Annotated in this window: 17 protein-coding genes; 9 read left to right on the top strand and 8 right to left on the bottom strand. The window is 37.7% G+C overall.

Going from position 1 to position 21,791, the window contains the following annotated elements:
• Positions 1 to 4 precede the first annotated feature (4 nt).
• The 7 genes from BUA71_RS11410 to BUA71_RS11380 are packed head-to-tail and all read right to left on the bottom strand — an operon-like array spanning position 5 to position 11,868.
• On the bottom strand, positions 5 to 2,329 hold the full coding sequence (locus BUA71_RS11410) for a beta-N-acetylhexosaminidase (protein ID WP_072879866.1): 2,325 nt from the start codon (positions 2,327 to 2,329) through the stop codon (positions 5 to 7).
• Complete coding sequence (locus BUA71_RS11405) at positions 2,329 to 4,560, bottom strand: GH92 family glycosyl hydrolase (protein ID WP_072879864.1); 2,232 nt, start codon at positions 4,558 to 4,560, stop codon at positions 2,329 to 2,331. Before BUA71_RS11405 ends, BUA71_RS11410 begins: the two co-directional genes overlap by 1 nt.
• The gene (locus tag BUA71_RS11400; protein WP_072879862.1) at positions 4,557 to 5,669 is read right to left on the bottom strand and encodes a glycoside hydrolase family protein; all 1,113 of its coding nucleotides are present in this window, start codon (positions 5,667 to 5,669) and stop codon (positions 4,557 to 4,559) included. The genes BUA71_RS11405 and BUA71_RS11400 overlap by 4 nt, the downstream gene beginning before the upstream one ends.
• A complete protein-coding gene (locus tag BUA71_RS11395; RefSeq protein ID WP_072879860.1) occupies positions 5,666 to 6,754 on the bottom strand; it encodes a carbohydrate-binding family 9-like protein in 1,089 nt (362 codons plus the stop codon). Before BUA71_RS11395 ends, BUA71_RS11400 begins: the two co-directional genes overlap by 4 nt.
• Before the next feature lie 2 nt (positions 6,755 to 6,756).
• The gene (locus BUA71_RS11390; RefSeq protein WP_072880042.1) at positions 6,757 to 7,722 is read right to left on the bottom strand and encodes a glycoside hydrolase family 130 protein; all 966 of its coding nucleotides are present in this window, start codon (positions 7,720 to 7,722) and stop codon (positions 6,757 to 6,759) included.
• 1 nt (position 7,723) lies between these two features.
• Complete coding sequence (locus BUA71_RS11385) at positions 7,724 to 9,601, bottom strand: sodium:solute symporter family protein (RefSeq protein WP_072879858.1); 1,878 nt, start codon at positions 9,599 to 9,601, stop codon at positions 7,724 to 7,726.
• Positions 9,601 to 11,868, bottom strand: a complete 2,268-nt coding sequence (locus tag BUA71_RS11380) for a GH92 family glycosyl hydrolase (protein WP_072880040.1) — start codon at positions 11,866 to 11,868, stop codon at positions 9,601 to 9,603. Before BUA71_RS11380 ends, BUA71_RS11385 begins: the two co-directional genes overlap by 1 nt.
• Positions 11,869 to 12,009: 141 nt before the next feature.
• Between BUA71_RS11380 and BUA71_RS11375 the strand changes: the two genes are divergently transcribed.
• Positions 12,010 to 13,116: a sensor histidine kinase gene (locus BUA71_RS11375; protein ID WP_072879856.1), complete on the top strand. Its 1,107-nt coding sequence runs from the start codon at positions 12,010 to 12,012 to the stop codon at positions 13,114 to 13,116.
• The gene (locus BUA71_RS11370; protein WP_072879854.1) at positions 13,113 to 13,814 is read left to right on the top strand and encodes a LytR/AlgR family response regulator transcription factor; all 702 of its coding nucleotides are present in this window, start codon (positions 13,113 to 13,115) and stop codon (positions 13,812 to 13,814) included. The genes BUA71_RS11375 and BUA71_RS11370 overlap by 4 nt, the downstream gene beginning before the upstream one ends.
• Here BUA71_RS11370 and BUA71_RS11365 read toward each other — a convergent pair.
• Complete coding sequence (locus tag BUA71_RS11365) at positions 13,811 to 14,830, bottom strand: helix-turn-helix domain-containing protein (protein ID WP_072879852.1); 1,020 nt, start codon at positions 14,828 to 14,830, stop codon at positions 13,811 to 13,813. The two genes, BUA71_RS11370 and BUA71_RS11365, sit on opposite strands and share 4 nt — an antisense overlap.
• 1,003 nt (positions 14,831 to 15,833) lie before the next feature.
• On the opposite strand from BUA71_RS11365, the gene BUA71_RS11360 reads away from it, so the two are divergent.
• The 7 genes from BUA71_RS11360 (at position 15,834) to BUA71_RS11330 (ending at position 21,226) form a co-directional block, all read left to right on the top strand.
• Positions 15,834 to 16,169, top strand: a complete 336-nt coding sequence (locus BUA71_RS11360) for an arsenosugar biosynthesis-associated peroxidase-like protein (protein ID WP_072879850.1) — start codon at positions 15,834 to 15,836, stop codon at positions 16,167 to 16,169.
• 77 nt (positions 16,170 to 16,246) lie between these two features.
• Positions 16,247 to 17,305: an arsenosugar biosynthesis radical SAM (seleno)protein ArsS gene (gene arsS, locus BUA71_RS11355; protein ID WP_072879848.1), complete on the top strand. Its 1,059-nt coding sequence runs from the start codon at positions 16,247 to 16,249 to the stop codon at positions 17,303 to 17,305.
• Positions 17,306 to 17,628: 323 nt separating this feature from the next.
• Positions 17,629 to 18,126 carry a rhodanese-like domain-containing protein gene (locus BUA71_RS11350; RefSeq protein WP_072879846.1) on the top strand — a complete coding sequence of 166 codons (498 nt, stop codon included), beginning with the start codon at positions 17,629 to 17,631 and terminating at the stop codon, positions 18,124 to 18,126.
• 20 nt (positions 18,127 to 18,146) lie between these two features.
• Positions 18,147 to 18,755 carry a TIGR04282 family arsenosugar biosynthesis glycosyltransferase gene (locus BUA71_RS11345; RefSeq protein WP_072879844.1) on the top strand — a complete coding sequence of 203 codons (609 nt, stop codon included), beginning with the start codon at positions 18,147 to 18,149 and terminating at the stop codon, positions 18,753 to 18,755.
• Positions 18,756 to 18,803: 48 nt separating this feature from the next.
• Positions 18,804 to 19,616, top strand: a complete 813-nt coding sequence (locus BUA71_RS11340; RefSeq protein ID WP_072879842.1) for a purine-nucleoside phosphorylase — start codon at positions 18,804 to 18,806, stop codon at positions 19,614 to 19,616.
• A 103-nt stretch (positions 19,617 to 19,719) separates the two neighbouring features.
• On the top strand, positions 19,720 to 20,535 hold the full coding sequence (locus tag BUA71_RS11335) for a DUF547 domain-containing protein (RefSeq protein ID WP_072879840.1): 816 nt from the start codon (positions 19,720 to 19,722) through the stop codon (positions 20,533 to 20,535).
• Between the two features lie 4 nt (positions 20,536 to 20,539).
• Entirely contained in the window at positions 20,540 to 21,226 is a 687-nt protein-coding gene (locus BUA71_RS11330) for a TIGR04283 family arsenosugar biosynthesis glycosyltransferase (protein ID WP_072879839.1), read from the top strand.
• Positions 21,227 to 21,791 lie beyond the last annotated feature (565 nt).

Raw genomic sequence — 21,791 nt, 5'->3', positions numbered from 1 at the left:
TTCATTATTCTACAATTATTTCATCCAGGAACAACCAGGCCTTTCCTTTACCGGGTAAGCCTTTATAAGTTTCTACCTTTACTTTTATAAATTTAGCTTCCTGTGGTTCTACCTCTATTTCAAAATCTTTTAAACCAATAGCACCGTTAACTTTAAAATCACGACTTACTGAACCTGCTTTCTTATAATTCTTTCCGTCTTTAGAAAGAAATGCAGTTGCTTTTACCGGGAAGTAAATTCCGGAGCCCTGGTTTTCCATAGCTCCTACTTTTACTTTTTCAACTTTTACCTTTTCATCAAGTTCCAGGATTGCCTCAACATCCTCACCTAACCAACCAAGCCATTGGCCATCGTGGAAATTCTTGGTCGCCCTAATCACATTTACCGCAGTGTTCTCTCCTACGCCCGTATAGCTGTCATTGTAAATAGGATTATAAGTCACTTTTGCGCCAACGGCTTTATGGAAATGGAAATCTTTAACCAAAGTATCGCCTTTGGCTTTTCCATTTTCAAATACTGCAGCTCTTAAAAGGCTACTGGAATCAACCTGAATTGGCTCATTATAAACAGACGATGATTCATCTATATTTTCATCATTCAGCGTATAACGAATTTCTGAATCTGGGAATTCATTTTTTAGGATAATTTTAATTTCTCCTGAAGTAGCATCTACCTCACTTTCGGCTGTAACCGAATAGGCACTCATCGCATAATTGATGTTCATTTTATCAAAACGCTTAAACATCACGTGCATTCTCCTGGAGAAATCTGCCCAATCTTTGTTTTCCTCCGGCGTCCATAGTACCTCAGATAAAGCGGCCAATCTAGGGAAAAGCATATATTCTGAACGCTCTGTTGTGGAGATAAATTCAGACCATAAGTTCGCCTGCCCGCCCAAAACGTGTTTTTTCTGGGCTGTACTCATACTATCTACCACAGGGTCGAATTCATAAACTTTACTTAACGGGGTAAAGCCTGAAAAAGCCATAGGTTCGGTATCAAAATCTCCCTGATAGAAATTAAAATACACGTGGCTTCCCGGGGTCATTATCACATCGTGACCCTGCTCTGAAGCTTCCCAGCCACCTTTGGTTCCGCGCCAGCTCATAACAGTTGCTCCGGGAGCTAAACCGCCTTCCAGGATTTCGTCCCATCCTATTAAAACCCTATCGTGAGAACTAATAAATTCTTCCATTCTTTGAATAAAATAGCTTTGCAGCTCATCTACCCCGGCCAGGCCTTCTTCCCTAATCCTACGCTGGCAATCTTCACATTTTTCCCATTCGGTTTTGGTAGCTTCATCGCCACCTACGTGAATATATTTAGATGGAAACAGTTCCATCACTTCCAATAAAACGTCTTCTAAAAAGTCGAAAGTTTCATCTTTTCCGGCACAATAAATATCGGTAATTGGCCAAAGCCCACCAGAAGGTACCGCAACCGGTTCCCCGGCACAGGAAAGCTCGGGATAAGCAGCAATTGCACTGGTCACGTGCGCCGGCATTTCAATTTCTGGCACTACATCTATACCGTGTTTCCCGGCATAAGCAACAATTTCCTTAATATCTTCCTGGGTATAAAATCCGCCGTAGGTTCCTTTTTCATCGGGATCATTGTCACTTCGCGCATCCCAGTGTTTTTCTTCCTGATCTACCCTAAAAGCACCAACTTCAGTAAGTTTTGGATACTTTTTAATCTCAATTCTCCAACCTTGATCATCAACCAGGTGAAGGTGCAAAGTGTTCATCTTTAAAAACGCCAGGCGATCTATGGTTTTTAAAACATATTCTTTCTCGAAAAAATGTCGGGAAACATCCAGCATAAGTCCGCGCCATTTAAACCTTGGCTCGTCTTTAATGGTCAATTGCGGAATTTGCCAGGCAACATCACCTACTTTTTCATCGCTTTCAAGCTCCAACGGTAAGAGTTGTCTTAAAGTCTCTACTCCATAAATATAACCTGAAGAAGAACCAGCCTCAATCACGATTTTATCCTTTTTCACCTCAAGGTTATAAGCTTCATCCTTTAAGTCTTTATTTTCCTTAAACTGAATAAAATTAGCATCAGGATTTTCTTCTAAAATCTTCATCTCCCATCCTGCCGCCGATTTAAATTTAGCATTCAACAAACCGGCAATTTCCTTTTGTTGCGATCCCTGCACTACAAAACCGGTTTCTTTTGTAAATTCGAAGCTACCTTTATTCAGCTTCATTTCTGCCGGTTTTGGGATGAGGGTGATTTCATCTTTTGAAAAAGTCTTTTCCTTATTCCCGGAACAAGCCGAAAAGACCAAAACCATAACACATAGTAAGTAAGAAAAATATTTCATTATTGATAGATTTTATTTGGCTTAGGTGTTTTTATTAATTTGTTTTTAGATTCTGAATTCTGTGGCTCCCCGACCATATTAAAAACCAATTCCCCTCCAGAGGTTATTTCGCTGTGCGTAATAAAACTACGGTTTAATGGTTTCCCGTTGAGCTGAATACTCTTTACGTATTTATTTTCTTCACTTAAGTTTTTAGCCCTAATGCTAAACTTTTTATTTCCGGGTAAACTAATTTCTGCTTTTTCAAAAAGAGGCGCGCCCAGCATATAAGTTCCCTGAGCGGGATTAACGGGATAAAATCCCATGGCACTAAAAATATACCAGGAAGACATTTGTCCGCAGTCCTCGTTTCCGCAGTGTCCCGCCGGTTCATTTTTATATTGTGTGGTTAATATTTCCCGAACCAGTTTTTGGGTTTCTGAAGGCTTATTAAGATAATTATAAAGATAAGCCACGTGATGGCTGGGCTCATTACCGTGGGCATATTGGCCAATCATTCCTGTGCTAAAAATAGGCAACTCGTCTGATGCTGTAGGATGAAAAGTGAACATGGAATCCAGTTTTTGCTCAAATCTTTGCTCCCCTCCCATTTCATCGATAAGACCGGGGATATCTTGTGGTACGAACCAGAAATACTGCCAGGCATTACTTTCACTAAAATATTTGGTATATTCCTTCGGAATAAAATTATCGACAAACTTTCCTTTTTCAGTTTTAGGCCTAAAAAAGCTGCTCTGTTCGTCGTATAGGTTTTTCCAGTTTTTAGAACGCTTTAGAAAATATTGATAATCATTTTCCTTTCCCAAATCTTTGGCAAACATCGCTACGCACCAATCATCGTAGGCATATTCCAGGGTTTTAGAAACGCTCCAGTCTTCATTTTCTTCACTCGCCGGCACATAACCCAACTCCCGGTAAACATCTATTTGCCGATCATTGGCCATAGCACTGGCTTTACAAGCTTCAAAAGCAAGATTAGCATCAAAATCAAAACCTTTAAAATATGCATCTACTACCACCGGCACAGCGTGATAACCTAACATCATATTCGTTTCGTTTCCTTGCATGGACCACACCGGCAACAAACCGGTTTCTCTGTAATGCGCCAATAAGGATTTAATGAAACCTGGCACTCTTTCCTGCTGAATTATCGTATAAAGTGGATGTGCCGCCCTAAAGGTATCCCAAAGTGAAAACGTATCATAACGCTTAAAATTATTGGCTTGCATAACGGTATCGTTAGCACCTTTGTAATTCCCATTGGGATCGCTCAATAAAGTGGGTGCCAACATAGATTGATACATCATCGTATAAAAAACCGATTTTCGGTCTTTATCATCTGTTTCAATCTTTATTTTTTGTAATTCTTTTTCCCAGGTTTTCCTGGCATCATTCCTATATTTATCAAAATCATAATGCGGGGCTTCAGCTTGCATAGAAGCATAAGCACCCTCAATATTGGCGGTAGAAAGTGCTGTTTTAAGCATTATTTTCTCACGGTTGGAAGTAGAAAAATTCAGCTCAATCCTCGTATCTTCTCCCTGCACCGGATTTTCAACCTCATCTCCATCTTTAAAAAGCTTATAAGCATTAAAGCCTTTAGATAATTTAATTACAAAATAAATGCGCTGGTCTTTTGCCCAGCCGGTAGATTTTCTATAACCTTCAATAGTGGTCTTATCTACTACTTTAATATGCGTATCTGTAGGTTTATCCCAATTTAGCGCGTAACCCAGATCTATGGTTATTTTAGAATTCTCATCTTTTGGGAAGGTATATTCGTGAATACCGGTTCTTTGGGTGGCTGTTAATTCTGCCAGGATTCCAAAATCCTGAAGTTCTACGGCATAATATCCGGGAGAAGCTATTTCGGCATTATGGCTAAAAGAAGAAAAAGGTTTAAAGTTATTTTCTTCTATTCTTTTATCGAATTTGCTATTGGTGGGTATCACCAAAATATCATAAAGATCTCCCGCACCCGTTCCTGAAAGATGGGTATGGGAAAATCCGCTAATAATGGAATCGCGATAAAAATAACCTGCAATACGGTCCCACCCGGGAATGCCAATATCGGGACTTAATTGCACCATGCCATAAGGAACCGTAGCCCCGGGGTAAGTATTCCCGGGGCCATCTGTTCCAATAAATGGGTTTACAAATTCCGTGAGGTTTTGCTGAGCAAAAACCGGAACTGTAAACAGGATAATCCAAAACAAACTTAGCTTTCTCATTTATTTTCTGAAGCTTTTTTTATCGCTTTAAGTTGTGCATCTGTTAACGCATTTCCATCAAAGAAGGAAATACCTTTGGCGCCATTTTCTTTTGCCAGTTTTATCGATTTTGTAATATCTTCGGGGCTCATTGGTGGCACGTAAATACCGGTATTTAATTGAGTATCTTTATTAGCAAGATCTGTAACTCCTTGTTTTGTTGCCCAACCAATCCAGTCTAACTCTTCATTATAGAAGTTGTTATAGATCATAGGATACACCTCGTCAATTCTCCATTTGTCCCATCGCTGGCGAACCATATGATCTGCCATCTCTGGATAAGGGAATACTGCTGCAGTTAACTGTTTTCCATTATTGTGTACAATCTCATAAGAATCATCTACCACAGCTTTTATTTTGTTTAAACGAAATTGTTTCCATTCAATATCCAACGCGGGGTTTTCAAAATCCCTGGGATTCTTGTGATGTTCTTTCTCAAATTCAGCAACACAAACATCGCAATAACAAAAGTCGAATTGTGCTAATTCTTCTGTTTGTTCCAGGTCATATTTAGGCAATAAACCTATTGGCAGAAAAATATCGGGCAATCGAATATAATCTAAATGAACACTTTCTATTCCTTCTACTTTAGAGAGACCTTCCACCAATCCTAGAACGTGATTTCTGGAATCTTCCCTGGTAGGACATAGCCATTGGTAATATTCAACATAAGGCCTGGTATCGTGGGCAGATTTACCTTCCCGGCTCACGGCATACCAATCTGGATGCTCTAAGGCCACGCTATCCCCCGGGCGGCTCATCGCCATAATCCAGGCGTGTACCTCCAATCCTTCTTCTTTAGCCAATGGTGTTAACCTGGCAAGAAGCTCGGGATCTGTATCGGTATTAATAAGAACAGATTCAATGCCATTATCGCTATACTTTTTAAATTCCGCAGTATAATCGGCATCGGCTTTTTCGGGATCGGCAGTGGTCCATACCGAGAATTTAAAGTCGTTTTCATTCTTGTTGTCCTCCGCATTTCCCTGGGACTTCCTGGCGCTCATATTATCGAGGCAAGAAGTTAATCCTATGGCGATAAGGCCAATTAATAAAGGTTTAATTTTCATTTGTTTTTAGATTTTGGATTTTCGATAGTTAAAAATTTTCCGTCTTCTTTAATGACGTAGGTTTTTCCCGAAAACGGACTTTCTGTTGAAATGTTCCATCCGGTAAAATGATTTTCTAAAATGGGTTCTATAACTTCCCCATCAATGTTTATAGTTTCCTGCTGAAGTTTATTCAAACTTTCCGCCCAGCTATGATGCTCATTATAATAAGCCTTTTGTTTTCTATACAACTCGTAAAATGCCCATCTAATTTTTTCATCCTGCGGAATTTCAAATTCGTCCTTTTCTCCAGGTTCTTTGGAAGAAAAATACACATAACCCCAATGCTCTGGCTCATGCATGTTTATGACACCTTGTGGCGACCATACCCAGTTATATTCCGGTAAAAACTCACCATTCTCGTCTTTTTTCCTGGAATACCTTCCCTCATCCAACTGAAAGTCCCAGTTTACCCGCGAGAAATTAATACGCCAAAACTCGTCTTCTGGTAATTCATCATGGGTATTGGCTTCTTTTAAAACCTCCCAGGGAATTGCTACTTCTATGCTCCAACTTTCATCGGTATCTTCAGGATTATTTAGAGTTCCTTTTATATTTACTGCAGATTTTAACCCTTGAATATCCCAGCTATCTATAATTGGAGCAGGCTCCCTATAGGGTTTTACCAAAAACAGGTCCCACACGGTATTTAAGGCATTCATCTCAAACTCCATATAATTATGGGTATCACCGGTAGGATCTATAAAAATCTCGAAGTCGTTATTGTAAAAAATAACCGTATCCCTTTGCTTTAAAGTACCCCAAATATGCGATTCTTCCATATTGGCATAAAAATACAGGTATTCCTCATCCCAAAGCATTTTCATATTCGTTTTATACTTAGGGGTCTTTTCTCCTTCAATATCAATAAAATCTTCACTCCAGGGCGCTTTCTCCCAGGCTTGCTCATTGGCAAGCCCATCTATTTCAATTTCATCGGAAGTTTGATGCGCAACATAGGTTCGGGGTATGTTTTGTTGGGCCAAAAGACCAAAGCTGAACATACCCAGAACAACCCCTAATTTTATACCAGCAAGCTTTTTCATTTTTATAGACTATTATTTTTTACAAAATCTATAATCTCACTCAATTTCCCAAAAGCAACTGAAGTAACTGTATCTGCCGCACCATAATAAAGCGCAAGTTTATCCTCTTCTTTAGAATGCAAAGCTGCGCAAGGGAAAAGTACATTTGGCACATCCCCGGTTAGCTCATAAAGCTCGGCTGGTGCCAGCAAATAAGGTTGAGACCTGTATTTAACTTTCTCCGGTTCATTTTCATCAAGAATAGCTGCTCCTATGGAGTACCTAAATCCGTTGCAGGTATTAATAACCCCGTGGTAAAACAGCAACCAACCTTCATCGGTTAAAATTGGCACAGGGCCTGCACCTATTTTTGTACATTGCCAGGCGCTTTCTTCAAAGGGAGCTACTTTCATCACACAACGATGTTCGCCCCAATACTTCATATCTGGACTGTAGCTAATGTAAATATCTCCAAAAGGAGTATGGCCATTATCGCTGGGACGGCTTAGCATTGCATATTTTCCGTTTATTTTCTCCGGAAATAAAACCCCGTTCCTGTTAAAAGGAAGAAAAGCATTTTCACATTGGTAAAACTCTTTAAAATCGAAAGTATAGCCAATTCCAATAGTAGGACCGTGATAGCCGTTGCACCAGGTAATCCAGTAGCGATCTTCTATAAAAGTCACCCTGGGGTCATATTTATAATCAGACTCGATCATATTGGTGTTTCCCGCTTCAAAATCTATAGGCTCATGCTCCAGGTCCCAGTTGATTCCGTCTTTACTAAAACCGGCAAAAATATTCATTTGCACCGCTTTATTATCGCATCTAAAAACTCCTGCATAACCATCTTTAAATGGCACCACTGCAGAGTTGAAAATACTGTTTGAAGTTGGGATGGCATAACGATCTATTACAGGATTTTCATTATATCGCCACATTACATCATTTGAACCTTCTGGTCTATCTTGCCAGGGTATATTTTTCATACTATTCTTCATAATTTCTAACTTTATCTAACCAGGTGAATTTTAAAATAAGTGAGCTAATTACAAATACCAATAATGACATCCAGGTTTTAGGATAATCCCTTATCACCAGGAATATTGGCATAAGAATCATACTCGATTGCCATATTATTCCAATAAGGCAATTTAGCATATCTATTCCAAAACTTTTATTCGTTTCAATTTCGGCATCTTCGGTTTGCAACTCTTTTAATACCGGTTTCCACCAACCCCACGGTCTTACGTTTTTATAGAAACTTTTTAAAGTAGTCATATTGGTGGGCGGTGTTAGGTAGGTTCCCAAAAACGAACCCGCCAGGGAAAATAAAAAAATTGCCGGGAACAGGTAAATCGCCGGAATATGTGCTACATCATATAAAAAGGTATCCGGCACAAAATTACCCTTATTTTGATCCATAAAAAATTGTAAGGAGGCGATAATTAAGCCAGAGAGCATTCCCCAAAAATATCCCCAGCCATTAAACCGCCACCAGATCCATTTTAAGAAATTTGCGGCTACATAACCTCCATATAAAGCGCTGGTGATCCATAGTGTAATAGAGTTAATAGAATCGGCAAAAAAGCCCATAATCACTCCCAGAATAACTACGAGTAAAGAAGCGATGTGACTGGCTTTTACATAATGCCTGTCTGATCCCGTAGGCTTAAAGTATTTTTTATAAATATCGTTTACTATATAAGCCGGCCCTGCATTTACAAAAGCCGAAAAAGTGGACATAAATGCTGCCAGAAGCCCGGCAAGCAGCAGACCTTTAATTCCTACCGGCACGTGATTATTTATCACTTTGGGAAGAATTACTTCCAGGTCATTTCCTGTAACGCTACCCGATGCTGCCATCTCTGGAGCGATATACACCAAACCAATTAATACAATCGCAGCAATTAAAAGGTAACGGGGAATAAACAACACCAGGTTAGTAAAGCCGCTCATATAAGCTGCATCCTTTACGGTTCTTGTAGAAAGGATTCGTTGCATATCATAACTTGGCGTTGGCCCTGCGATACTGGCAAAAAACCCTTTAAAAAGTGTCATCCCAATAAAAGCCCCAAACATTTTATAGCCCTGGGAATCAATTAGCGCATTAAATGGTTCTTTTTTTCCATCCCAGAATGTCTTCAGCTCACTTCCGAAGAAAACATTTTTCCATTCCGCGGGGATTACATTATTTATCTCCAGGTCTGTAAATTCAAAAAAAGTATAACCGGCAATAAGCACCCCAGAAAGCAACATAATTCCATACTGAAGCACCTCGGTACTAACTACCGAAAACATCCCGCCTTTAATGGTATAAATAGTGGTGAAAAATATGATTAACAAAGCATAACTTTGCTCTGAAGTAAGCAGCATAAAATCGCCCAGCATTAAGCTAAAATCCCAGGGTAAGATTACCGTCATAAATTTACCAACACCTTCAAAGAAATAAGCGATAAATCCAACCGCGGCAACCACGGCAAAAATAGCAACAATTAAATGTGAAGCCCTTCCCGGCCTATCATCTCCAAACCTGGTAAGAATCCAGCCAGAACCTGTCATCACTCCAGATCTTCTTATCCATACAGCCAAAAACATCATCACGAAGATTTGGTTCCATATTGGCCACATCCACATGAACATAAAGCTTTTTACGCCATAGAGAAACAAGATCCCCACCATCCAGGCAGTACCGGAAACATCGAACATCCCCGAACCGTTACTAAGCCCCAGGAAATACCATTTTATTGTTTTGCCCCCCAAAAAGTAGGAATCCAATCCTTTGGAAGCTTTCTTTGAAACCCAAATTCCTATCCCTACCGTAAGAACTAAATAAAGGGCTATAATGAGCACATCTACTAAAGCCATTAATTCGCTTGTTTTTTATTTACGCCCCAGTTCTTATTTGGCTTGGGACCCATCACAAATTTAAGCTCCCCTCCTTTTAAAATCTCCTGATGCGTGATAGAGGTTTGATTAAATTCTTCCCCATTTAAGCTTGCTGACTGAATGTAAATATTTTCTTCAGAAACATTTTCTGCAATGATATTAAAGGTTTTTCCGTCTTCCAGGTTTATCGTAGATTTCTCAAACAACGGACTTCCAATTTCATACTCGGCTGAAGCTGGATTAAATGGATATAAGCCCATACTGCTAAACACATACCAGGCAGACATTTGCCCGGCATCTTCGTTCCCGCTTAAACCATCGGGCTGGGTGCTGTACTGGGTTTTTAATATTTCATTTACCCAATATTGCGTTCTCCAGGGTTGCCCGGCTTCATTAAATAAGTAAGCAATATGGTGACTGGGCTCGTTACCGTGAGCATATTGACCAATTAAACCAGAAATATCTACCGAAGTATTATCACCGGTAATTTCTGAATCTTCGGTAAATAGTTGTTCCAATTTTTCAGTAAAATTATCTGGCCCACCGTGAAGTTCTATAAATTCCTGTGGCTCGTGGAGTACAAACCAACTGTGTTGCCAGGCATTTCCTTCGGTATAATCTGTATTTTCCCGGTGGTTGGAATGTTTAGGATCAAATGGTGTATTCCAGGTTTTACCATCTTTTGCTTTTCCTCGCATAAAACCGGTTTCGGGATCAAACAACTCCTGATAAGCTTTTGCTCTTTCAGAGAAATATTCATAATCCTCCTGTTTATCTAAAGCCTTCGCCACTTGCGCTACACACCAATCGTTATAAGCATATTCTAAACTAATGGTCACCGATTCATCTACCGCATTGTATGGAATATAACCGTACTCTTTGTAATATTTCAATCCGCGTTCATCCTGCATCATCGTAGTCTTCATCGCTTTATAAGCTTCTTCGATATCGAAATCCCTAATTCCTTTAAAATAAGCTTCAGCAATCACAGGAATGGAATGATAACCGGTCATGGTATTGGTTTCATTTCCGTAGAGCGTCCACACCGGTAAAATTTTATTGGTCTTATAATATTCCAGCATGGATTTAATAATATCGGTTACCTTATCTGGATTAGTAAGGGTTAACAATGGCTGTTGTGCCCTAAAGGTGTCCCAAAGCGATAAAGTAGAGTAAGCAGTATAATCTTCAGCTTTTACAATGCTGTCATTTTCTTTTCTAAATTCTCCATTAGCATCGCTAAAAGTAACCGGGGCCAGTTTGGTGTGATAAAGGGCCGTATAAAAAATAGTTTTTAGTGAATCTACCGGAGTTTCAACCGTGATATGTTGCAAGGATTTGTTCCAGATCTTTTGAGCATCATTTTTAATGTTGCTAAAATTAAAATCGCCTTTATCCAGGTTTTCCTTCGCATTTTCCACACTTACTGAAGAAAGCGCCAGCTTTAGCTCAACTTCTTTCCCGGTAGTCTCATCGAAAAAAAATTGTGCCGAGGTTTTAACACCTTCAACCTTATCGCCGTCTTCCTTTTTTCCATCGGCAATAAAGTGATGTTTTGCAATTGGTTTTGAAAATTCGGCAGTGAAAAATACTTTTTGATTATTAGCCCAACCCGTACTGTGTCTATAGCCACTAATTTTCCGGTCATTTTCAAGAACAATACTGGTTTCGGTAGCTTTGTCCCAGTTTATTGCAAATCCTAAGTCCAGTATCACCGATTGTTTATCACCTTCTGTAAAAGTATATTTTGAATAGCCCGTTCTCAAAGAAGAGGTAAGCTGAACATTTACCTGCGGGTCTTCCAAGAAAACCTCGTAATATCCCGGTGCTGCCTCTTCCTTATCGTGACTAAATTTAGATTTATAAGGAATATCATCTCTTGAATTCACGGTTTTGGTTAAATCTATTTCTTTGTTAACCGGCATAAACAAAAGATCTGCCAGGTCGCCTATTCCTGTTCCGCTTAAATGTAGATGGGAAAAACCGGCAATAATAGAGTCTGTAACGTGATAACCAGAAACCCAGTCCCAGGCACTATTGCCATTATCGGGGCTTAGCTGTATCATTCCAAAAGGCACGGTTGCCCCGGGATAAGTATGCCCGTGACCACCGGTCCCAATAAATGGATCTACATAATTAGTTAAGTTTTTTTCTGTTTTTTGCGGCTTTACAGCTTCTTTATTCTGATCTTTGCAGCCTAAGAAAGCTAACAAAAAAAAGAAGAGATATGGGGATTTTTTAATCATAACAGCGCTTAGATTTTCGGTACAATAAAAATTTTCGAATACAGTCTTATAAATATTTATATATTCAGCCATACTAAAAAGAATATTAGACAAACAGCAGGTAAGAAAAGCCGAATAACATAAATCCACCTTTTCCATCTTATGTCTTTACTAAAACGTTTTAAAAACAGCTTTTTTCTCAACGAAGCACAGGGATACCAAATCTCGATCACACACCACATAATTTTCTGGTCTGTTTATTTTATTTTTAACACGCTTAGATGGGGAAGTTATTACGGAGATTACCTATATTCTTTAAAAGCAAATATGCTGGGATTCCCCATACATATGATTTTATCCTACTTCACTATTTATATTTTACTACCCAAATTCATTTATAAAAAAAGAATAATTGAGTTTACTATTATTCTCCTTGGAGTAATATTTTTAATGGTTTTCTTAAAATTTGAGCTCACCTATTTTCTAATAAGTCATAATGTTTGGCCAGAGGGACCGGAAGAAACCACCACTTTTAGCTTTGATTATGCCGTGGTCATGATGTTGGGTGAGTTCTATGTAATCTCTTTTGTCACCGCTATAAAGATCATCATAAACTGGATGGGGGAAAGCAAAAAAGCGGCGCGCCTGGAAAAAACTCAATTAGAAACAGAATTACGGTTTTTGCGCACGCAAATTTCCCCGCATTTCTTTTTTAATACCCTCAACAATATTTATTCGCTTAGCTTAAGTAAATCTGAAAAAACGCCTGAGACAATTTTAAAACTTTCCGAGCTTATGCGTTATTTGTTATATGAGACCACCCGAAATCTACAAAGCCTGGAAAAAGAAATTTCCTGTGTTAGGAATTACCTCGATCTTGAAAGAATAAGGCACGGCGATAAATTACAAATTGATTTTGAAATTACAGGAGAACCAAAAGATAAGAAATTACCTCCCATGCTACTTATCCCTTTTATAGAAAATTCATTTAAACACGGAGCCAACAAAAGTAGCAGTCCGGTGAAAATAAATATAAGTTTAAACATCGCCGACAATATTTTGTATTTTAGGTGCCGCAATACTATCCCAAAGCCAGAGGACACCAGGAAGCTGGAACTTTTAAAACCAAATAAGCCTAAAACAGGCGGAATTGGAATTACCAATGTTAAAAAGCGCCTGGCTTTAGGTTATAATAACGAGGATTACGACCTTGACATTACAGAAGAAAATCAGAATTTTACAGTTGATTTAAAGCTAAGATTAGAATGAGCTTAAAGTGCGCAATTATAGATGACGAACCCCTGGCGGTAGATATTATTAAAAACTATTTGAAGCAAATAAAAGGTGTTGAGCTTGTCGCCAGTTTTAATAGCGCTTTAGATAGTTTGGAGTTTTTTCAACAAAACCAGGTAGATTTACTATTCTTAGACATAAATATGCCCGTCTTAGATGGTTACAGCTTTTTAAAAAGTCTCGCTAATAAACCCCAGGTAATTATTACTACAGCACATGAGGAATATGCAGTACAGGGTTACGAGCTGGAGATCTTAGATTATCTTGTAAAACCCATCCCTTTCCCCCGCTTTTTACAAGCCGTTAATAAAGGCATAAGAAAATTAGAAAAACCCAAAGAAGAAGATAGCAGCTGGCGCGAAAAACATCTTTTTTTAAAAATCAATAAAAAGAAGATGAAAAAAGTTTACCTGGATGATATACTGCTCATAGAAAGCCTTAAAGATTATATTAAAATAATTACTAAGGATAAAGATTACGTTATTCATCAAACTTTAAGCAGTTTTACCGAGAGCCTTCCCAAAGAGCATTTTATAAGAATTCACAGATCTTATACTGTTTCATTAGACAAGGTAGATACCTTAGAAGGGAATAGCCTGGAAATTGACGGTAAACGTTATGTTATAGGTCGCAGTTACCTAAACGATGTGAAAGATACTATTCTTGATAGTTAGTCTTCCTTATTCCTGTTCTTGAGAAAATATTTAGGGTTAACTCCATATTTCTCTTTAAATATCTTAGAGAAGTAACTTCTGTTATTCAGCCCTATAGCGGTCACAATTTCCGAAATATTTCTATCTGAAGTCATCAACATTTCCTTGGCGGCCTGCAGTTTCACATGCTGCATATATTTATTTACGGTAAGATCATAAACATATTTAAAACCTTCCTGAAGCTTATTCACATTTGTACCCGCTTCTTTAGCTAGCATTTCAACACTTAGATTACTTCCCATATCCCCCTGAATCCTCTTTACCACATAATCTACTTTTTGGATATCAGATTGTCTTAATATTTGCGGCAGTTTCCCTTCATCCTCATCATCTTCGTATTGGGCGATTTGTATTACCAGCATCTCTAGAGCCTTAGACTCCAAATATACCGAGCGCAAAAATCCGGTAAAATCTTTGGCATTAATTTCATTCATGATATCGGCGGCTTTAATGCTATAATTTCCCTGGTGAAAAAATTGCTTTTCAGATACCGCATCCCGAAAAAGGTCTTTTAAAGTAGCATCAAGATTTACAAAATCATAATTACTACGATGTACAAACACAGATCTTATAATCTCCAAACTGGAAATATAGGTTGCTTCATTTGCCTTAAAATATAAAACGTGGCCATTATAACCACTACTTGAAACAATAATATTTTGATAAGTTTCAATCTTGTTCACCTTATCAGCATCCTGAAAGGAATGTCCCAGAGAACCGCTGGAGCAAAAAATAAATTTAAGCGGATGTACCGTGCTTAAAGTAAAATGAATCTCTACATCTTCATAGAACTTACAGTTGTAAGTGATAAAGCCAAGGCCAGAATCGAAACTAATTCCCCGAATATAACCTTCTCCCACATCTTCCGGCAGGCGTATAGTATGCTCTCCACTTCCATTTTCAATTGGAGCATTTAAATTTTCTGAAATATCCTGAATAATTTCTTTTACCGGTAAGGTTTGTACTTTAATTTTCATATCGAAATAGCCTAAGCCTCATATAGTCAAGTCAATAATCTACAACAGATGTTAAATCCTAAAAACACTTATAGGTTTTAACACTTATTTTCTCACGTAAAAATAAAATTTGAACCATAGAAATCTATAAGGCATTAAACATAAAAGCTTTTGAACTAATAATAGTGTGAATAGTGTTAAATTTTACAGCTGTAAATTAATAATAATATTAACATTTAAGCCTTAATTTTTCTTAAAAAACCGTATCTTTAAACTAAATAACGTTAAGCACAATCGTGAAACATTCGTTTATTTGTAAATCACCAGTCTTTCGCCTCTCCCCGGGATAGACACTATACCCAATTCCTATGAACCTCATCTACATTTTCTTAGGCTTAGAGATTCTGGCTATTCTCGCTTTATCGGTATTTTTTATTAAAAAAATACTTAAATTTAAAAGGGAAAAAGCTGAGAAAAATCGCTAATACCGCAGTAATTGCGTGCTAGTTCACTTGTTTTTACCAGATTCATAATAATTGAAGCTATTAGAATACCAACGGCAGTCACAGCGTTTTGATTTTCGCAGAGAGCGTTTTATCTATATTGGTCCCTTAAATTAGCATCCTGGCAAGCGAGCGTGATATTAAGATTTTATTTTTACCCTCCTTCTTTAAACGTCTAAAATTTCTTGAACACCTAGAATGTCTAAGATCGTTTACATAGGTTTAATCCATTCCATTTCGAGATAATGAAACTCTAAGAATCTTGAATCTGTAAGAACCTATCTTAACAAGGTTTTCTTACTCCCAGAGAAAAAAACCATAAACTTAAAATTTTTACTAAGAAGGAAGATTCAGTCGCTGTTTGACAGTCCAGTCTTTTTTACTCCTTATAGCTTTAAATAATTAAATTTTGGAGCTTAAACCGAATAGATGAAACAAATCTTTAAAAAACTACAAAGTGATTTGTTACGTAAATATTAATAGATACTTTAGTGATCAAACAAATTTAAAAAAGATAAGCTATGTCTAAGCCATACTACAATGCAGAAGATCTAAGGAAATTTGGTAAGATCACCGAATGGAACGAAGATTTAGGCAATAAATTTTTTGATTACTACGGAAAAGTCTTTGAAGAAGGCGCACTTTCTGCCCGGGAAAAATCCCTTATTGCACTGGCTGTTTCGCACGTAGTGCAGTGTCCTTATTGTATTGACGCTTACACCAAAGACGGGCTGGAACGAGGAATAGAAAAAGAAGAAATGATGGAAGCCGTACACGTTGGGGCTGCCATTAAAAGTGGCGCTACCCTTGTTCACGGCGTGCAAATGATGAATAAGTATGAAAAACTTTCCATGTAAGTGATTTTTATTTTTAGCTTCTATTCCAGTCTAACCAATAATTGGATCTTTAATTTTTAAACTTCTGAATAAATTTTATGGCATTATTAAAATCTTTATCTGCAAGAAAAGATGACCTTTCAAAACCGGCCAATCAGCTTAAATTTTTAAACAATGGAATTTTCCGCGAAGGAGAGTTACCTACGTTTAAAGATAAAATAGCCGAAACCGGTAATTTTCCGCTAAAACCTAAAAAGCTGGAAATCCTTCAGCTTAATTTAGGTTATATGTGCAACCAGGTTTGCTCCCATTGTCACGTAGATGCCGGGCCAGACAGGAGAGAGATAATGACCAAAGAAACTATGTTACAATGCCTGGAAGTTATTAAAACTACCGGTGCACATACGTTAGACCTTACAGGAGGGGCGCCAGAGATGAACCCCAATTTTAGATGGTTTGTAGAGGAGGCTTCTAAAGCCGGGATTAAAGATTTCATCGTGCGCTCTAATCTCACGATTATTCTGGCCAATAAAAAATATCATGACCTGCCGGAGTTTTTCAAGAAATATAATGTACACGTGGCCTCCTCCCTACCCTTTTACAAAAGGGAAAAAACCGACAAACAAAGAGGTAGTGGCGTTTTCGATAAATCTATAAAAGCCCTACAAATGCTAAACGAGGTTGGTTATGCCCAGGAAGGCACAGGACTAAAATTAGATTTGGTGTACAATCCCGCCGGTGCTTTCCTCCCTACCAATCAAAAAGAACTGGAACGCGATTTTAAAGTAGCTTTAAAAGAAGATTTTAATATCGATTTTAATGAGCTCTTCGCTATTACCAATCTACCAATAAGCCGATTTTTAGAATATTTGATCGCTTCAGAAAATTACGAAGATTATATGTATGCACTGGTGGATGCTTACAACCCGAAGGCGGTAGAAAGCGTGATGTGCACCAATACTATTTCCATAAGCTGGGATGGCTGGCTCTATGACTGCGATTTTAACCAAATGTTGGAATTAAAAGTGAACAGCAAAGTGCAGCATATAAGCGATTATAACGAAGATCTATTGAACGATCGTGAAATTAGAATTTCTCAGCACTGTTATGGTTGTACAGCAGGATCTGGAAGTAGTTGCCAGGGAAGTGTTACTTAAGTTAAAAAATTAAGGCTGTAGTTTAATAAAGCTATTAGAATTGTGATGTAATGTCATTCCGACGAAGGAGGGATCTCCTCCTTTAGAACAAAGATTCTTTACTTCGCAAGCTGACTTCTACACGAACAAACCAGGATATTTTCAGCGCAATGCTAAACTAGAAACATCAAATTTTAAAGATTAAGCAAAACAGTGAAATAGTCTTTATCCGCTTTTAAATATAATATTGAATTTGTAAGACTTTAATTTCAATATTAATGCCTTCAACTATTTAGGATAGATGACAATTATTGTTATTTATGGTTATGCAATAAAATAGTTTTATGAAGCAATTTTTAATTTACTGTTTTATCTTGATAGGCGTCTCCTCTCACGCCCAGGCAGATTTAGATAAACTTTTAGCGCGTTATAATTCGCAAACTGTGCCATATATTTCTGTGGAAGAATTAAAAATGCAAAGTAAAGACACTAACCTGGTAATTTTAGATGCCCGGGAACCAAAAGAATTTAAAGTAAGCCATATAAAATCAGCCGTTTATGCCGGGTTTTCCCAATTTTCAGTAACAATAATTTCACATTTGATTAATGATAAATCCAGACCTGTAGTGGTATATTGCTCGCTGGGAATACGTTCTGAAACCATTTCAGAAAAATTAAAAAAAGAAGGTTATAGCAATGTTAGTAATTTATATGGCGGCATTTTTGAATGGAAAAATAAGGGATATTCCGTTTATAACGAGTTTGACGAGCCCACAGAGAGAGTTCACGTATTTGCGAAACGCTGGGCGAAATATTTAAAAAACGGAGAAAAAATCTTTTAAATCTGTAAAAAAATAATCATTTGAAATCAGAAAATTTATTGCTCATCTTTACCAGAAACCCCGAGTTGGGAAAAGTGAAATCAAGACTGGCTAAAGATGTAGGAGAAAAATCGGCTTTAAGGATTTATGAATTCTTATTGGAACACACGGCCTCGGTCACTAAAAACCTGGCGGTTCATAAAGAAGTCTATTATTCTGAAGAAATTTGGGAGCGGGATGTTTGGGATAACGAATTATATTCCAAAAAACTACAAAAAGGTGAAGATTTGGGAGAAAGAATGCTTCAGGCATTTAAAGATGGCTTCAAGAACGGGTATAAAAATATTATTATTATTGGGAGCGATCTTTACGAACTGGAAACCAAAGACCTGGAAACCGCTTTTCTTTTACTTCAGCAAAAAGAAACAGTTATTGGTCCTGCCACAGATGGCGGATACTATCTTTTAGGAATGAATAAGCTTTATCCGCAGGTTTTTAAGCAAAAAGTCTGGGGAACTTCCAGCGTTTTGGAAGCTACTTTAGAAGATTTGAAAGGAACAGAACTGGGTATTTTAGAAGCAAGAAACGATGTAGATCATTTTTCAGATATTAAAGATCATCCCGATTTTCAGCAATTTTTTAATCATTAAATTACCTTCAGAAAAAATCATTTAAATGCACACATTTAGTCGAAAATTATGAAAGAGAAAATACAGGAAAGCACTAAATTTTTAGAAGAAAAAGGTTTTAAAAACCCGCAAATAGGGATCATTTTGGGTACCGGACTGGGGCAATTGATAGACGAAATTTCCATAGAAGCCGTGGTGAGTTACAACGACATTCCAAACTTCCCCACCGCAACGGTAGAATTTCACAAGGGAAAATTGATTTTTGGAAGCCTGGCCAACAAAAAAGTAGTCGTGATGCAGGGTCGTTTTCATATTTATGAGGGATATAATATGCAGGATGTCACTTTCCCGGTGCGCGTTATGCACCAACTGGGCATCAAAAAATTATTGGTTTCTAATGCTTCCGGCTCTGTAAACCCCAATTTCAAAAAAGGGGAATTGATGCTTATTGACGATCACATTAACTTATTGGGGAATTCACCCCTGGCGTTCAAAGGAGTAGATCAACTGGGCGAGCGCTTTGTAGATATGAGTGCGCCTTATGATGCAAAAATGAATAAAGCTTTTGAAAACATTGCTGAAACTGAGCAAATAAAATTGCACAAAGGCGTTTATACCGCCCTACTAGGACCACAACTAGAGACCCGCGCTGAATATAAAATGCTCCAAATTTTGGGCACAGATACCGTGGGAATGAGCACGGTGCCAGAGATTATTGTGGCCAATCACTTAAAACTCCCGGTGGCTGCGGTTTCGGTAATTACAGATGAAGCAAACCCAAAAGATCTAAAACCCGTAGATATAAAAGAGATTATAGCCATGGCCGAAAAAGCCGAACCAAATATGATTGTTTTATTTAAGGAATTGATAAAAACGATTTAAAGTCGCAATTCCCACGTTGAAATAATTTAATCGGAAAGTCCTCGCAGTCCCGTATAGTTATCGGAAATGTGAGGACTTGAGGGAATCACAAAAAATCAAAATTATGAAACAGAATATTTCAAAAACCTTCCGCAGTCTAAGCCTGGGATTTATACTTTTTGCGTTTACCAGCTGTAACCTGCTATCGGCGGCTGGCTTGAGCGATAAAGGACTTTCCAATAAAAAAGTACCGGAAAAGCTAACTTCCACTACTGCAAATTCGGCAGTAAATTTAGATCATAGTTTATGGACTAAGCTTTTACAAAAACACGTGGATAAAAGTGGGGATGTAGATTACAAAGCATTTAAAGATGATAAAAAGCAATTGGAGGAATATCTAAGCATGCTTTCTAAGAACAAGCCCGGTAAAGATTGGTCTGTGCAGGAACAACTGGCCTATTACATAAACCTTTACAACGCCCATACCGTGGCACTTATTTTAGAAAATTATCCGTTAAAAAGCATTAAAGATATTGAGAGTCCCTGGACGAAAGCTATTGTAGCAGTGGGCGATAAGAAATTAGCTTTGGGTGGGATAGAAAATAGTATTTTACGAAAAATGAATGAGCCGCGAATTCATTTTGCCATAAACTGCGCCTCTATTTCCTGTCCAAAACTTTTAAACGAAGCTTATACGGCAGCGAAAATCAATGAACAATTAGATGAAGTTACACGTGAGTTTATTAATTCTGATAAAAACAAGATCGGCGAAAACGCTGCTAAGCTTTCGGCTATTTTCGATTGGTATAAAAAAGACTTTATTACTAAGAAAATTAAATCGGTTAGGGAATATGTAAATCAATATTCAGACATTAAAATCAATAAAGGCGCAACAATTTCTTATAAAAGTTATAACTGGAACCTAAACGAGCAGAAATAAAGGAATGATAAGCATTATTATTCCGGTTATAAATGAGGAAGACGGGATTTTGAAGTTATTAGGCCATCTTCAGAATTCCTCTTCTCATTTTATTTCAGAAATTATAGTAGTGGACGGCGGTAGCACCGACAACACTACGGACTTACTTCAGCAATCTACTAATGTACAGCTTATAAAGTCTGAAAAAGGAAGAGCCAGGCAAATGAATGCCGGGGCTCAAGCAGCAAAGTGCGAAATTCTGTATTTCTTACACGCCGATTCCTATCCCCCACAAAATTTCGACAAACTTATTGTGACGCAGTTTCAAAAAGGAAATAAAGCCGGCTGCTTTTGTATGCGGTTTGACCATTCACATTGGCTGCTTAAATTCTCCGGCTGGTGCACTCGCTTTAATTACAAAATATGTCGTGGTGGGGATCAATCTTTATTTGTATCCAAAACACTTTTTGAAGAAATTGGAGGTTTTAATGAGGATTTTGTGATCTATGAAGACAACGATTTTATAGAAAAGCTTTATCAGAAAAAACAATTCACCATTATCAAAAAATGGCTAACCACCTCGGCACGACGTTATGAAGAATGCGGAGTATGGACATTGCAGTATTTCTTTTTAAGAATTCATCTAAAAAAATGCTTTGGAGCAGGCCCGGAAGAATTACATCGTTTTTATAAACAAAAAGTACAGGTGTAAACGCTATTAAATATAACAAGGTCCTACTTCTCTTAGAAATATACCGCTCCTATGGAGCTCTTTTTTATCCCTGAAAATCTTCTGCTATAAATATTTCGCTTCTCTGAAGCTCCTAAGTCTTTGTTTCCAGTTTGATTATTCTATAGCAAAAATTACATTCCGAATTTCCCTTAAGCCTCGTAAAGGCGGTATATTTATAGTAAAATAGCAGTGACGCTCTATAAGCTCCAGCGAAGCGGCATAGCTATTCATACCCGATTTTCTTATATTTAAAAAAACCATTATTGCCATAATGCACAATCAAGATAAAATATACCGCTCCTATTGGAGCTCTTTTTTATCCCTGAAAATCTCCTGCTATAAATATTTCGCTTCTCTGAAGCTCCTAAGTCTTTGTTTCCAGTTTGATTATTCCATAGCAAAAATTACATTCCGAATTTCCCTTAAGCCTCGTAAAGGCGGTATATTTATAACCTGAGTTCGATGTAAGAAAGTGGGATTTTTCTTGAATTTTTAGGCAATAGAAAAGCGGAAAATTAGTATATTTAAGTGTCTAAAATTCAAA

Source organism: Salegentibacter echinorum (genome assembly GCF_900129445.1).
In the GTDB taxonomy this organism is placed as follows: domain Bacteria; phylum Bacteroidota; class Bacteroidia; order Flavobacteriales; family Flavobacteriaceae; genus Salegentibacter; species Salegentibacter echinorum.
This window is presented reverse-complemented; position numbering and strand designations above follow the sequence as displayed.

Coding starts and splice junctions, on each gene's coding strand:
- BUA71_RS11370 (WP_072879854.1), top strand. CDS start 13,113: ATGAGCTTAAAGTGCGCAATTATAGATGACGAACCCCTGGCGGTAGAT.
- BUA71_RS11405 (WP_072879864.1), bottom strand. CDS start 4,560: ATGAGAAAGCTAAGTTTGTTTTGGATTATCCTGTTTACAGTTCCGGTT.
- BUA71_RS11390 (WP_072880042.1), bottom strand. CDS start 7,722: ATGAAAAATATACCCTGGCAAGATAGACCAGAAGGTTCAAATGATGTA.
- BUA71_RS11365 (WP_072879852.1), bottom strand. CDS start 14,830: ATGAAAATTAAAGTACAAACCTTACCGGTAAAAGAAATTATTCAGGAT.
- BUA71_RS11385 (WP_072879858.1), bottom strand. CDS start 9,601: ATGGCTTTAGTAGATGTGCTCATTATAGCCCTTTATTTAGTTCTTACG.
- BUA71_RS11330 (WP_072879839.1), top strand. CDS start 20,540: ATGATAAGCATTATTATTCCGGTTATAAATGAGGAAGACGGGATTTTG.
- BUA71_RS11335 (WP_072879840.1), top strand. CDS start 19,720: ATGAAACAGAATATTTCAAAAACCTTCCGCAGTCTAAGCCTGGGATTT.
- BUA71_RS11360 (WP_072879850.1), top strand. CDS start 15,834: ATGTCTAAGCCATACTACAATGCAGAAGATCTAAGGAAATTTGGTAAG.
- BUA71_RS11410 (WP_072879866.1), bottom strand. CDS start 2,329: ATGAAATATTTTTCTTACTTACTATGTGTTATGGTTTTGGTCTTTTCG.
- BUA71_RS11350 (WP_072879846.1), top strand. CDS start 17,629: ATGAAGCAATTTTTAATTTACTGTTTTATCTTGATAGGCGTCTCCTCT.
- BUA71_RS11395 (WP_072879860.1), bottom strand. CDS start 6,754: ATGAAAAAGCTTGCTGGTATAAAATTAGGGGTTGTTCTGGGTATGTTC.
- arsS (WP_072879848.1), top strand. CDS start 16,247: ATGGCATTATTAAAATCTTTATCTGCAAGAAAAGATGACCTTTCAAAA.
- BUA71_RS11375 (WP_072879856.1), top strand. CDS start 12,010: ATGTCTTTACTAAAACGTTTTAAAAACAGCTTTTTTCTCAACGAAGCA.
- BUA71_RS11340 (WP_072879842.1), top strand. CDS start 18,804: ATGAAAGAGAAAATACAGGAAAGCACTAAATTTTTAGAAGAAAAAGGT.
- BUA71_RS11380 (WP_072880040.1), bottom strand. CDS start 11,868: ATGATTAAAAAATCCCCATATCTCTTCTTTTTTTTGTTAGCTTTCTTA.
- BUA71_RS11400 (WP_072879862.1), bottom strand. CDS start 5,669: ATGAAAATTAAACCTTTATTAATTGGCCTTATCGCCATAGGATTAACT.